Source organism: Hylemonella sp. GW821-FHT10B10 (genome assembly GCF_059415585.1).
Genome location: NZ_JBWKNN010000001.1, coordinates 837,661 through 849,879, shown reverse-complemented (window position 1 = coordinate 849,879; position 12,219 = coordinate 837,661). Strand labels below are relative to the sequence as shown.

Sequence of the window (12,219 nt, the reverse complement as noted above, 5' to 3'; positions counted from 1 at the left end):
ACAGACAGCGATTGTGGCCACCCTGCCCCGCCGTGCCAAGGCGGGGCGGTTTCTAGCAGGTATCGCATTTCGGCATAATCGATGGCAAGCTATCCCGCAAACCATGGACCTGAAACAACTCGAATATTTCGTGCGCGTCGCCGAATTGGGCAGTTTCACCCGTGCCGCCGGGGTGCTGAACATTGCCCAGCCCGCGCTGAGCCGTCAGGTGCGTCTGCTGGAGGTGGAACTGAGGCAGAACCTGCTGCTGCGCAACGGCCGCGGCGTGACCACCACCGACGCCGGCAAACTGCTGCTGGAACATGGCCGCGGCATCCTGCACCAGGTGGAGCGCGCGCGCGAGGACCTGGGCAGGGTGCGTGGCGCCCTGGCAGGGCGCGTGGCCCTCGGTCTGCCGCCCAGCATCGCCCGCATGATGACGGTGCCCCTCACACGCGCCTTTCGCAAGCGCCTGCCCAGCGCCGCGCTGTCCATCAGCGAAGGCCTGACCATCTCCATGCAGGAAGGCCTGCTGACCGGGCGCCTGGACATCGCCCTGCTCTACAACCCGCCGGCCAGCCCCGAACTCAACACCCTGCCGCTGATGGACGAGGAACTGTTCCTGATCGGGCCGCGTGCGCCCCGCGGCAAGGCCACGACACAGCCCATCAGCTTGAAGGAAGTCAGCGCCCTGCCCCTGGTCATCCCGAGCCGGCCCAACGCCATCCGCATGGTGGTGGAGACCGAGATGGCCGGCATCGGCTGCAAGCCCGGCATCAGCCTGGAGATCGACGGCGTGGCCGCCATCCTGGACCTGGTGGCCGACGGCGCCGGTTACGCCGTGCTGCCCAAGTACGCACTGGCCACCACGCAACGGCCCGAGGCCTACCAGGCCCGCCCCATCGACAAACCCCGCCTGTCCAGCCGCCTGGCGCTGGCCACCGCAGCCGGTCGCACCACGACCATGACGCAGCAGGCCATGCTGGAACTGATCCAGCAAGTGGCCGGTGAAGTCTTTGGCGCAGCCCCCACACCCGCATGAAATCTACCAACACCATGGCAACTGACAAGCACTACACCCTCGCCGGCGTGATGGGCTGGCCGGTGGCGCATTCGCGCTCGCCCGCCATCCACAACCACTGGATCCACCACCACGGCCTCAAGGGCAGCTACGTGCTGCTGCCCGTGTTGCCGGAACGTCTGGTCGACGCCGTGCGCGGATTGCCCGCCCTGGGTTTCGCCGGCTGCAACATCACCATCCCGCACAAGGTGGCAGCCATGGCACTGGTGGACCGCGTCGACCCGCTGGCCGCACGCATCGGCGCCATCAACACCATCGTCGTCGAACCCGACGGCACGCTCTCCGGCTACAACAACGACGCCTACGGTTTCATCCAGAGCCTGCTGGACGCGCAGCCCGACTGGCGCGCCGATGCCGGCCCCGTCACCGTGCTGGGTGCGGGCGGTGCGGCCCGCGCCATCCTGGTGGCACTGGCCGAACGCGGTGCCAGGGAGATCCGCCTGTGCAACCGCAGCCTGGACAAGGCGCAGGCCCTGGCCGCCGAATTCGGCGGGCCTATCAAGGCCATGCCCTGGGAGCAACGCGAAGACGCGCTGGAAGGTGCGGCCCTGCTGGTCAACAGCACCAGCCTGGGCATGAAGGGGCAGGAACCGCTGCAGTTGTCAATCGAGCGGCTGCCCAGACAGGCCCTGGTCTGCGACGTCATCTACGTGCCGCTGGAAACACCGCTGCTGACCGCTGCGCGCGCCCGCGGCAACGCCACTGTGAATGGCCTGGGCATGTTGCTGAACCAGGCCCGCCCGGCTTTCCAGCGCTGGTTCGGTGTGATGCCGGAAGTGACGCCCGAACTGCGGCGCATGGTCGAGGCGACGCTGTAAACGCGCACCGCCATCACGCAAAGTGATGGCGTCATCTCGTGGCTTGCTGTCATTCAGCATGCGTTTGTGACGACTTGTGACACCTGGTGGGTGCGGGCAGAACTACACTGCGCCCGCGTCACACTTTTGCGCAAGCTCCACGCCTATGAAAATCATCTCCTACGCGCTGCTGGCACTTTACGCCGCGCTGGGCTCCCTCCCGTGCCAGGCCGAATTGCTCATCGGCCAGATCACCGGCCTCACGGGGCCGATTGCCACGTCGTCCAAGGAGGCGCTCGCGGGTTCGCGGCTGTACATCGACCACATCAACAGCAAAGGCGGTGTCTACGGCGAGAAGATTGAACTGATCGTCCTCGACGACAAGTTCGACCCGAAGCTGTCGGCCGAGAAAGCGGATGAGCTGATCAAGCAGAAGAATGTGCTCGCGTTTTTCATGAACCGGGGCACCGCGCACATCGAGGTCATCATGCCGCTCATGGCGCAATACGGCGTGCCGCTGATCGCACCGACCTCCGGCGCCATGGTCCTGCGCCAGCCCTTCAACAAGCTGATCTTCAGCCTGCGGGCCAGCCACCAGCGCGAAGCGGAGAAGGCCATCGCCCATCTGAAGCTGGTGGGCGTGACCCAGATCGCGGTGGTCTACGTCGACGATTCCTTCGGCACCGACATCCTGGAAGGCGCGCGCAACGGCTTCAAGACACAGCAGCTCACGCCGGCCGCCATCATCAAGGCGGACCGCGCCAACCCGGATCTCAAAGGCATCGTGGACGCCGTAATCCAGTCCAAGGCCCAGACCGTGCTGTGGATCGGCGCAACGGCCGTGGTATCTACCGGCGTCAAGGCGCTACGGGCCGCAGGCTCCACCGTGCAGGTCGCCACCATGTCGAACAACGCCTCCGCCGGTTTCATCAAGCTGCTGGAGAAGGATGCCCAGGGGGTGATCGTCGCCCAGGTCTTTCCCTCGGAACGCGCCCTGTCCTATGGCGTGATACGCGAAGCCCAGGCCATGGCCAAGGCTGCCGGCCTCACCGACCTGTCGCCGATCTTTCTGGAGGGGTTCACCGGTGCCAAGCTGCTGGTGGAAGGCCTGCGCCGTGCCGGGCCCAAGCCGACGCGCCTGGGTCTCGTAAAGGCCCTGGAAAGCATGCGCCCCTACGACCTCGGCGGCCTGACCATCAACTACGGCCCGGATGACCACAATGGCCTGGACTTTGTGGAGCTGTCCATCATCGGCAGCGACGGCAAGTTCAAACGCTGATTCGCAGGGCCTCCATTTTCCAGTCTGTCACTCGTTGATCTCACGACGCGTGCGCAGCGTTTTCACACCTAGACTTCCCCCTCATCACATTCAAGAGAAAGGTTCACCATGCGTACCCTGTTGCTCCGTATGTTCACGACCCTCGCCTGCAGCCTGCTTCTGGGCGCCACCGCACATGCCCAGGGCCACGCCGAACTGCTGTGGCTGGGCCAGGCGGCCTTTCGCCTGACCACGCCCAGCGGCAAGGTCATCGTGATCGATCCCTGGCTCAAACCCAATCCCAAGACGCCGGCCGAGTACAAGGACCTGGCCAACCTGGGCAAGGTGGACCTGATCCTCGTGACTCACGGCCACTTCGACCACATCTCCGATGCACCGGCCCTGGCCCTGATGCACAAGGCCCGCGTCTACGCCCCGGGGGACCTGAACCAGACCCTGACCGTGCTGGGCGTGCTGCCGCCCGAACTGACGCCCCGCATGAACAAGAGCGGCACGGTCACGCCCTTTGCCGACGTGCCGGGCCTGAAGATCACCATGGTCAAGGCCGAGCACTCCTCGCTCTACGTCTGGAAGAACCCGGCCACCGGCAAGGACGAGACCCATATCGGCGGTGAGCCCGTGGGCTTCATCATCGAGCTCGAGAACGGCCAGAAGATCTACCACATGGGTGACACCGGACTTTTCGGCGACATGAAGTTCATCGGCGAGTACTACAAACCCGATGTGCTGCTGATCCCCATCGGGGGCAACTTCACGATGGGCCCGGTCGACGCGGCCTACGCCACACGCGAATGGCTCAAACCGAAGTTCGCCATCCCCATGCACTACGGTACCAACCCCCTGAACCAGGGCACACCCCAGCAATACCAGCAGGCCCTGGGCCAGACCGCTACCAAGGTGCTCCCCCTGCAGCCCGGTGAGAAATTCAACTTCTGAAACCCTGAAACTCTGACATGACACGACACACACGACGCGGCCTTCTACTCGCTGCAGCCGCCCTGAGCCTGACCACCGCCGCCGTTGCCCAGCAAGCCTGGCCCACCAAACCGATCCGCCTGGTCGTTCCTTTCACCCCTGGCGGTAGCTCGGACATCCTGGGCCGCGCCATCGGCCAGAAGCTGACGGAATCCCTGGGCCAGCCCGTGGTAATCGACAACGTGCCGGGCGCTGGCGGCTCCCTGGGCGCCGACAAAGTGGCCAAGTCCGCAGCCGACGGCTACACCCTGCTCATGGGGCACATCGGCAATCTGGCCGTGGCCCCCGCCATGTACCCCAAGCTGCCCTACGACCCGGTCAAGGACTTCGCGCCTGTGGCCTGGGTGGCCAATGTGCCCAATGTGCTGGTGGTCCATCCCTCGGTACCGGCCAAAAATCTGCAGGAGCTGGTCGCCTACGCCAAGTCGCGCCCGGGCAAGCTCAACTACGGTTCGGGCGGCAACGGCAGTGCGGCGCAGCTGGCGACCGAGTATTTCAAGATGCAGACCAAGGCCTTCATCGTGCATGTGCCCTACCGCGGCACGTCCCCGGCCGTGACCGATCTGGTGGCCGGCCAGACCGACATGCTGTTCAGCGGCGCACCGGCCGTGATTTCCTTCGTCAAGTCGGGCCAGCTGCGCGCGCTCGCGGTCTCCAGCAAAAAGCGGCTGGAGGCCCTGCCCGATGTACCCACCGTCGCCGAGACGGGCTACCCCGGCTTCGAGGCGGACCAGTGGTATGGCGTGGTCGCGCCGGCCGGCACACCGGCCGACATCGTGCGCAAGCTCAACAGCCAGATCAACCAGGCCTTGAACTCGCCCGAGCTCAAGACCCGCTTGCAGACCGAAGGCGCCATCGCGATGCCGACCACCCCCGAAGCCTATGGCGCGCACATCAAGCGCGAGATCGCGCGCTGGAAACCAGTGGTGCAGGCCGGCAATATCCAGCCCAACTGAGTTGGCAACAGGCGTCGCAGCGACGCCCGAAATAGAACAGGGCGCCGAGGCGCCCTGTTCTATTGGTGACGATCAATGCCCCGTCTTACTGGCGCGGCACATTGGCCTTGATGATCACATCACCCCAGCGCTTGATTTCCTTTTGCAGGAAAGCCTGGGTCTGCTCGGGGGTCTGCGAACGCGGTTCGATGTTCATGTCACGCAGGCGCTTGCTGACTTCAGGATCCTTGAGCGCAGCCACGATCTCGCGGTGCAGGCGTGCCACGACGTCCTTGGGCGTGCCGGAGGGCACGGCCAGGGCGTTCCAGGACGAGGCCAGGTAGTTCGGCAGGCCGACTTCCTTGGTGGTCGGCACATCGGGCAGCGAGGGCGAACGTTCATCGTCCGTCACAACGAGGGCGCGCAGGGCACCGCCCTTGATCTGGCCCATGATGGGCGAGAGGATTTCAACCGCGACGTCGATCTGGCCGCCGCGCAGGGCGTTGATCACGGCCGGTGTGCCGTTGAAAGGCACGATCTGCATGTCCACGCCGGCATTCGTCTTGAAGAGCTCGGCCGCCAGGTTCTGCGTGCTGCCGGTGTTGATGCTGCCGACGTTGAGCTTGCCGGGATTGGCCTTGGCATAGGCCAGCAGCTCGCCCATGGTCTTGAACTTCGACTCGGTGGCGGTGACGACGCCGATGTCAAAGAAGCCCAGCGTGCTGATGGGCGTGAAGTCCTTGACCGTGTCATAGGGCAGCTTGGTGAACATGGTCGCGCTCACTGCGCTGGCGTTGGACATGAGCAGCAGGGTGTAGCCGTCCGGTGTCGACTTGGCGACGAGGTCGGAACCGCCCACGCCACCCGCCCCGGGTTTGTTCTCGATGACCACCGGTTGACCCAGGGACTGGGACAACTTTTGTGCCACGGTACGGGCCGTGAGGTCGGCCACACCGCCAGCGCCGAAGGGCACGATGATGCGCAGGGGCTTGCTCGGAAAGCTCTGGGCCCAGCCGGCAGACGCCAGGCTGGCGCCCAGCAAGAGGGCCACGGCACCACGACGATTGATCAACAGCTTCATCTCTACTCCTTAGGCTAAGCAATATGGCGAGGGGCGGCGCTCAGCGCGCCACACCCAGCAAACGGTCCAGCAGCTCGGGCTGGTCCAGCAGGGACTGTGCCGTGCCCGAATGCACGACGGTGCCGCGGTCCAGTACGGCGGCCACATCCGAGATGGCCAGGATGGCCTGCGGATGCTGCTCGACGATGATGGCCGAAAGGCCCTCTTCGCGCGTGATGCGGCGAATGGCGCGCAGCAGCTCCTGCACGATGATGGGCGCCAGGCCTTCGAGCGGTTCGTCCAGCAGCAGCAGCTTGGGGTTGAGCACCAGGGCGCGGGCCACGGCCAGCATCTGCTGCTCGCCGCCCGAGAGCTGGGTGCCCAGGTTGGTCTTGCGCTCGGCCAGGCGCGGGAACATCTCGTAGGCGCGCGCCGGCGTCCAGGGACCCAGTCGCGCCACGGCGGTGAGGTTCTCGTCCACCGTGAGCGACTTGAAGATATTGCGTTCCTGCGGCACCCAGCCGATGCCGGACTGGGCGCGCAGGTGCAGCGGCACCTTGTGCAGGGCCACGCCATCGAAGGTGATGCTGCCGCCATGCTGGCGCGTGGCGCCGGCCAGGGTGTTCATGAAGGTGGTCTTGCCGGTGCCGTTGCGCCCCAGCAGGGCCAGGGTCTTGCCCTGGTCCAGGCTCACCGACACATTGTTCAGCACCACGGCCTCGCCGTAGCCGGCACTGAGGTTCTCGACCTTGAGAAGTTCAGCCATGGGCGGCCTCCTCGCCATGGCCCAGGTACACGGCCTTGACCTGCGGGTCGTTGGCGATGGTGTCGGGGTCACCCTCGGTGAGCACGGTGCCGTTGACCAGCACGGTCATGCGTTTGGCAAAACTGAAGACGAGATCCATGTCATGTTCAATCAGGAGCACCGACACATCGGCCGGCAGGGCCGCGACGGTCTGCAGCAGTTCCTCGCGCTCGCCGGCGGGCACGCCGGCCACGGGCTCGTCGAGCAGCAGCACACGCGGCTCGCAGGCCAGGGCGATGGCGATCTCCAGCAGGCGACGCTTGCCGTAGGCCAGCACATTGGTCTTCTGGTTCATCACCTCGGTCAGGTGGAATTGCTCGAGCAGCTGCTCGCAGCGCTCCACGACCTGCGGGCGTTTGCCCAGCGGCTGCCACCAGCGCGTGCCCAGGCCGCTTTGCTGCGAAACGGTCAGCGCCAGAGTTTCCAGCGGGGTGAGCGTATCGAACAGCTGGTTGATCTGGAAGGTGCGCACCATGCCGCGGCGCACGCGCTGGTGCGGCGCCAGGTTCGTGATGTCCTGCCCTTCGAGCAGGATGCGGCCTTCGGTAGGCTCCAGCACGCCGGTCAGCAGGTTGATCAGCGTGGTCTTGCCGGCGCCATTGGGACCGATCAGGGCATGACGGGCGCCCTTGTGCAGATTGAGGCTGACGTTGCCGGTGGCCGTGATGCCGCCGAAGCGCTTGACCAGGTTCTGCGCGGAGAGAACGATTTCAGGAGAACTCATGACTTTTTGCCCCCGAACCAGTTCCAGGGACGGATCAGGCGCTCACGGCCGACCAGCATCAGCACGACGAGGAAGAGGCCGATCCAGAAGGTCCAGTACTGCGGGGTGATGGAGGAAATCCAGTCCTGTAGCAGCTTGAAAACGATGGCTCCGGCCACACCGCCATACAGCCAGCCGGTACCGCCGATGACCACCAGCAGCATCAGATCGGCCGAGCGGTCGAAGGCGAACAGGTCCACCGAGGCAAAACTCGTGGTCTGCGCCATCAGGCCGCCGGCCGCGCCGGCCACGCCCGCGGCGATGGTGTAGATCACAGCCAGGCGAGCGGTCACCGGAATGCCGATGGCCATGGCGCGCAGGCGGTTGTCACGCAAGGCCTTGAGGGTGCCGCCCAGCGGCGAGTGCACCAGCCTGCGCGCCAGCACAAAAAGCAGCAGCAGCACGCTGATCGAATACCACGCCGCCGTCTGGCCCTGCAGGTCGAATTCAAAACGACCGAGCAGCGGTCCCATCATCACGCCCTGCAGACCGTCGGCGCCGCCGGTGATGTCCAGCTTGTTGGCCAGCTCCATCAGGATCAGGGCCACGCCCATGGTCACCATGAGGCGCGTGAGGTCGGTGCCGCGCATGATGGTCAGCGAGCAGACGGCGCCCAGCAGCGTGGACACGGCGATGGCAAAGGCCAGGCCCACCAGCGGATCGGGCATGACCAGCTTGGCGAACAGGGCGGCCGCATAGGCGCCCATGCCGAAGAAGGCGGCATGGCCCAGCGAGACAATGCCCGCGTAACCCAGGATCAGGTCCAGGGACACCGCGAACAGCGCGACGATGGCGATCTCGTTGATGATGAGCGCATGGGTGGACAGCAGCCAGGGCGAGGCCAGGGCCAGCAGCCACAGCACGGGCTCCCAGAGCTTCCAGCGCTGCAGGTCGTGCAGGGATTGCATTGCGTTTTTCATGCCTTGCCCCCCTTGCGCACGAACAGGCCCTGGGGACGCCAGATCAGGATCACGATCATCAGGAAGTAGACGATGAAGGCGCCGAAGCGCGGGATGTAGTACTTGCCGGCCACGTCGGCAATGCCCAGCAGCAGGGCCGCCAGCAACGGGCCGGTGATGGACGAGGTGCCACCGACGGCCACCACGATCAGGAAATAGATCATGTTCTTCAGGGGGAAGGACGGGTCCAGCCCCAGCACCTCGGCGCCCAGGGCACCGCCCAGTCCGGCCAGGCCGGAGCCGACCGCAAAGGTCAGCAGGAACACCACGTTGACATTGATACCCAGGCCCGCGGCCACGCGCTGGTCGTCCACAGAGGCGCGCAGGCGGCTGCCGAAACGGGTCTTGGCCAGGATGTACTGCAATGCGATGGTCAGGGCCGCGCAGATGGCGACGATGAAAAGACGATAGTGCCCCATGCCCAGCATCCAGGCGCCCTCGCCGATCTCGGTGCGGCCCTTGATCCACTCGGGCAGCTGCACGATCTGCTGGCTGGAGGTCATGAAGTAGTCCATGGTCGCCACGGCCATGAAGGTCAGGCCGATGGAGAACAGCACCTGCTCCAGGTGGGGCCGGCTGTACATGGGACGGTACAGCGTGCGCTCGAGCACGGCACCCAGCAGGGCCACGCCGAAAAAGGCGATGGGCAGGCACAGCAGGAAGGGCACGTCCATGCGCTGCATCAGCAAGACGGTGATGTAACCGCCCACCATCGCAAAAGCGCCGTGGGCCAGGTTGATGAAGTTCATCAGCCCCATCGTCACGGACAGGCCGACCGCGAGGATGAAGAGCAGCATGCCATAGGCAATGCCATCAAAAAGTATTGTCAGCATGAGCTCGGTCTGTCAGGTCAGTACAAAAAACATGGGCGCCACCCTGACTGGTGGCGCCCATTGCTGCTTGGCCGCTTATTTGTCCTTGCCGGGGTCCTTGACGTCCTTGATGACGTCAAATTCCACGTTGTACAGTTCGCCGCCCTGCTTCTCCACCTTGCGCAGGTAGATGTTCTGCACGACGTCGCGGGTCTGTGCGTCGATGAACATGGGACCGCGCGGGCTTTCCCAGACCTGGCCCTTCATGGCGGCCAGCAGGCCGTCGCCACCGCCCTGGCCCTTGCTGTTCTTGAGCGCCGTGTAGATCAGGTGCATGCCGTCATAACCGCCCACGGCCATGAAGTTCGGGCGCATGCCCTTGTTGGCCTTCTTGAAGGCTTCGACGAACTTCTTGTTGGTCGGCGAGGGGTGGGCCGCCGAATAAAGGTGGGCCGTCACCACGCCCAGGGCGCCATCGCCCATGTCGTTGAGCTGGTCGTCATCGGTGATGTCGCCCGGGCCGATCAGCTTGATGCCGGCCTTGTCCATGCCGCGCTCCAGGAACTGCTTCATGACGGCCGCGCCGGCGCCCGAGGGCACGAAGACGAAGAGGCCGTCGGGCTTGGCGTCACGCACCTTCTGCAGGAAGGGGGCGAAGTCGGGATTGCGCATGGGTACACGCAGGGATTCGATCACAGTGCCGCCATTGAAGATGTAGCGGTCCTTGAAGTACTTCTCGGCATCGTGGCCCGGGCCGTAGTCGCTGACGAGAGTCACGACCTTCTTGATGCCGCCCTTGGCCATCGTCCAGTCGGCCATGGCGACCGAAGACTGCGCCAGCGTGAAGCTGGTGCGCACGATGTAGGGGGAAGACTGGGTGATGCTGGACGTGCCAGCGGCCATCACCACCATCGGGGTCTTCGACTGGGTGGCAATTGGTGCCGTGGCAAATGCCGAGGGCGTGATGCCGAAACCGGCCAGCACATTGACCTTGTCGTTCACGACCAGTTCCTGGGCCATGCGCTTGGTCACGTCCGGCACGCTGGTGTCGTCCTTGATGATCAGCTGGACCTTCTTTCCGGCGACGGTGTCACCGTGCTGGGCCATGTACAGCTTGGCGGCCGCTTCGATCTGGCGACCGGTGGAAGCCTGCTGGCCCGTCATCGGCAGGATCAGGCCGATCTTGAAGGTGTTGTCCTGGGCCAGCACGGCCGAGGAAGCCGTTACCGCCAATGCCAGAACGGACGCGCTCAGAAACACACGCTTTTTCATGAAAGACTCCTAATAGGTTTTATCGCCCCACTCACGCCGCCGGAAGCTCGCAGGAGCAAGCCCTGTCCTCGTACGCGAAGGTGCATTACTTTCGCCTCAAACCAGATGGCGCGCAAGTCAAGTTTCGGACTGATAGATATAGCAAAACGACATATCTTATGGACAGCCATCTGAAGCATAAACGAACACAGGGCCCCGCGGGCCCTGTGACACCATCATCCTGCAGGTGACCGTTCAATAACGCAGCCGACCTTCCTGGTCCATGACGGCAATGTCCACATAACGGCTGCCGGCATTGCTCTTGGAGAAGTCGATGCGATAACCGTCGAAGTCGATCTCCCCCATGGCCTGCAAGCTCTTGGCCAGGGCCGCCGGAGTGATCTCACCACGGATGCGCTTCAGGCCCTCGGCGAGGATGCGCGCTGACAGATACCCCTCCATATGGAACGCGGCGTAGGACGGGAGGTCGGGATAGGCCGCCTTCATGGCCGTCTGGAAATCCCGTATCAGGGTCTTGGTCTTGCCATTGGGGTTCGGGTAGATCTGGGCCACACCCACACCCCGCGCCAGCTCGGGCGTGGCCACCTTGGCCAGCATGCCAGGTGCCGTATCGGCCAGCACGAAGATAGATTGGCTCACACCGGCCTTGCGCAGGGCCGCCACGCTGTTCGCCGTGAAGGGCGGGGCACCGATCACGATGACGCCCTGGGGGCTGGACTTGAAGACCTCTTCGGCCGCCTTGGCCTGATCTTCGGGCTTGAAGACGGACTGGTAACCCTTGACGTCCATGCCCGTGAGACGCGCCGCCTCGTCCGCCACCACCTTGACGCCCCCCGTTCCCATCGGGATGTCCTGGTGCATCACGGCCAGCTTGACGATGCCCAGCGTGCGGGCGTGGTTCACGATCTTCTCGATCTGCTGCTTATCGCCGGCCCGCACGTGGAACAGGCGCGGGTGCCCGGGACTGCGGAAGGCCTCAGCCCCAGGCACGGCATTCATCATGACAACGTCGTGTTTGTCCAGCAGCTTGTCGGCGAACATGCGCTGTAGCGACGCCGAGCCGACCGGGGAAATCAGCGCCACGGGCTTGCGCTGCATGGCCTGCTCAAACGCTGCCACGAAGCCGTCGGGCTTGTAGGTGTCGTCCAGCTCGAAGAAGCTGACCTTGCGCCCGTTGATGCCGCCAGCCTTGTTGAGCTGGGCGAAATAGGCCTTGGCGCCCTGGTTGATCTGCGGCGCATCGGGCGCCGGCAGGCCCGAAAAAGGCCCTATCTGGCCGATCACGATGTCCTGGGCCTGTACGCCCTGCCATGCGCCGAACACACCCGCCAGCCCCAGCAGCAGGGAAGCGAAACACCGGTTGATCTTGTACATGGCTTTCATCGCCGCCTTCCTTTTCGTGATACTCAATTTCACCTGACAAGATACGACATTTGGATGGCAAACGGGAGTCTTTGTGCGGGATCCGTGTGAATTTTCTGACACCTGGTACGGTATGTAGA

12 protein-coding genes are annotated in these 12,219 nt (G+C 64.5%); 5 read left to right on the top strand and 7 right to left on the bottom strand.

Annotation, left to right across the window (positions count from 1 at the left end):
• Positions 1 to 103: 103 nt before the first annotated feature.
• The 5 genes from AC07NT_RS04165 (at position 104) to AC07NT_RS04145 (ending at position 5,067) form a co-directional block, all read left to right on the top strand.
• Entirely contained in the window at positions 104 to 1,021 is a 918-nt protein-coding gene (locus AC07NT_RS04165; RefSeq protein ID WP_498597687.1) for a LysR substrate-binding domain-containing protein, read from the top strand.
• Positions 1,018 to 1,878 carry a shikimate dehydrogenase gene (locus AC07NT_RS04160; protein ID WP_498597688.1) on the top strand — a complete coding sequence of 287 codons (861 nt, stop codon included), beginning with the start codon at positions 1,018 to 1,020 and terminating at the stop codon, positions 1,876 to 1,878. Before AC07NT_RS04165 ends, AC07NT_RS04160 begins: the two co-directional genes overlap by 4 nt.
• Positions 1,879 to 2,023: 145 nt before the next feature.
• Positions 2,024 to 3,136, top strand: a complete 1,113-nt coding sequence (locus AC07NT_RS04155; protein WP_498597689.1) for an ABC transporter substrate-binding protein — start codon at positions 2,024 to 2,026, stop codon at positions 3,134 to 3,136.
• Positions 3,137 to 3,244: 108 nt separating this feature from the next.
• A complete protein-coding gene (locus AC07NT_RS04150) occupies positions 3,245 to 4,072 on the top strand; it encodes a metal-dependent hydrolase (RefSeq protein ID WP_498597690.1) in 828 nt (275 codons plus the stop codon).
• A 17-nt stretch (positions 4,073 to 4,089) separates the two neighbouring features.
• Positions 4,090 to 5,067 (top strand): Bug family tripartite tricarboxylate transporter substrate binding protein, encoded by a 978-nt coding sequence (locus AC07NT_RS04145; protein WP_498597691.1) that lies wholly within the window; start codon positions 4,090 to 4,092, stop codon positions 5,065 to 5,067.
• Between the two features lie 85 nt (positions 5,068 to 5,152).
• On the opposite strand, the gene AC07NT_RS04140 is transcribed toward AC07NT_RS04145, so the two are convergent.
• The 7 genes from AC07NT_RS04140 to AC07NT_RS04110 all read right to left on the bottom strand — a co-directional run bounded on the left by AC07NT_RS04140 (position 5,153) and on the right by AC07NT_RS04110 (position 12,100).
• Entirely contained in the window at positions 5,153 to 6,127 is a 975-nt protein-coding gene (locus AC07NT_RS04140; protein ID WP_498597692.1) for a Bug family tripartite tricarboxylate transporter substrate binding protein, read from the bottom strand.
• 40 nt (positions 6,128 to 6,167) lie between these two features.
• Positions 6,168 to 6,872, bottom strand: a complete 705-nt coding sequence (locus tag AC07NT_RS04135) for an ABC transporter ATP-binding protein (RefSeq protein WP_498597693.1) — start codon at positions 6,870 to 6,872, stop codon at positions 6,168 to 6,170.
• Complete coding sequence (locus AC07NT_RS04130; RefSeq protein WP_498597694.1) at positions 6,865 to 7,635, bottom strand: ABC transporter ATP-binding protein; 771 nt, start codon at positions 7,633 to 7,635, stop codon at positions 6,865 to 6,867. The genes AC07NT_RS04135 and AC07NT_RS04130 overlap by 8 nt, the downstream gene beginning before the upstream one ends.
• On the bottom strand, positions 7,632 to 8,594 hold the full coding sequence (locus AC07NT_RS04125; RefSeq protein ID WP_498597695.1) for a branched-chain amino acid ABC transporter permease: 963 nt from the start codon (positions 8,592 to 8,594) through the stop codon (positions 7,632 to 7,634). The genes AC07NT_RS04130 and AC07NT_RS04125 overlap by 4 nt, the downstream gene beginning before the upstream one ends.
• Positions 8,591 to 9,466 carry a branched-chain amino acid ABC transporter permease gene (locus AC07NT_RS04120; RefSeq protein ID WP_498597696.1) on the bottom strand — a complete coding sequence of 292 codons (876 nt, stop codon included), beginning with the start codon at positions 9,464 to 9,466 and terminating at the stop codon, positions 8,591 to 8,593. Before AC07NT_RS04120 ends, AC07NT_RS04125 begins: the two co-directional genes overlap by 4 nt.
• Positions 9,467 to 9,541: 75 nt before the next feature.
• Complete coding sequence (locus AC07NT_RS04115) at positions 9,542 to 10,717, bottom strand: ABC transporter substrate-binding protein (protein ID WP_498597697.1); 1,176 nt, start codon at positions 10,715 to 10,717, stop codon at positions 9,542 to 9,544.
• Between the two features lie 234 nt (positions 10,718 to 10,951).
• A complete protein-coding gene (locus AC07NT_RS04110) occupies positions 10,952 to 12,100 on the bottom strand; it encodes an ABC transporter substrate-binding protein (RefSeq protein WP_498597698.1) in 1,149 nt (382 codons plus the stop codon).
• Positions 12,101 to 12,219 lie beyond the last annotated feature (119 nt).

Bases quoted from the DNA above. Each gene is read 5' to 3' on its own strand.
- AC07NT_RS04165 (WP_498597687.1), top strand. From the start codon at position 104: ATGGACCTGAAACAACTCGAATATTTCGTGCGCGTCGCCGAATTGGGC.
- AC07NT_RS04160 (WP_498597688.1), top strand. From the start codon at position 1,018: ATGAAATCTACCAACACCATGGCAACTGACAAGCACTACACCCTCGCC.
- AC07NT_RS04155 (WP_498597689.1), top strand. From the start codon at position 2,024: ATGAAAATCATCTCCTACGCGCTGCTGGCACTTTACGCCGCGCTGGGC.
- AC07NT_RS04150 (WP_498597690.1), top strand. From the start codon at position 3,245: ATGCGTACCCTGTTGCTCCGTATGTTCACGACCCTCGCCTGCAGCCTG.
- AC07NT_RS04145 (WP_498597691.1), top strand. From the start codon at position 4,090: ATGACACGACACACACGACGCGGCCTTCTACTCGCTGCAGCCGCCCTG.
- AC07NT_RS04140 (WP_498597692.1), bottom strand. From the start codon at position 6,127: ATGAAGCTGTTGATCAATCGTCGTGGTGCCGTGGCCCTCTTGCTGGGC.
- AC07NT_RS04135 (WP_498597693.1), bottom strand. From the start codon at position 6,872: ATGGCTGAACTTCTCAAGGTCGAGAACCTCAGTGCCGGCTACGGCGAG.
- AC07NT_RS04130 (WP_498597694.1), bottom strand. From the start codon at position 7,635: ATGAGTTCTCCTGAAATCGTTCTCTCCGCGCAGAACCTGGTCAAGCGC.
- AC07NT_RS04125 (WP_498597695.1), bottom strand. From the start codon at position 8,594: ATGAAAAACGCAATGCAATCCCTGCACGACCTGCAGCGCTGGAAGCTC.
- AC07NT_RS04120 (WP_498597696.1), bottom strand. From the start codon at position 9,466: ATGCTGACAATACTTTTTGATGGCATTGCCTATGGCATGCTGCTCTTC.
- AC07NT_RS04115 (WP_498597697.1), bottom strand. From the start codon at position 10,717: ATGAAAAAGCGTGTGTTTCTGAGCGCGTCCGTTCTGGCATTGGCGGTA.
- AC07NT_RS04110 (WP_498597698.1), bottom strand. From the start codon at position 12,100: ATGAAAGCCATGTACAAGATCAACCGGTGTTTCGCTTCCCTGCTGCTG.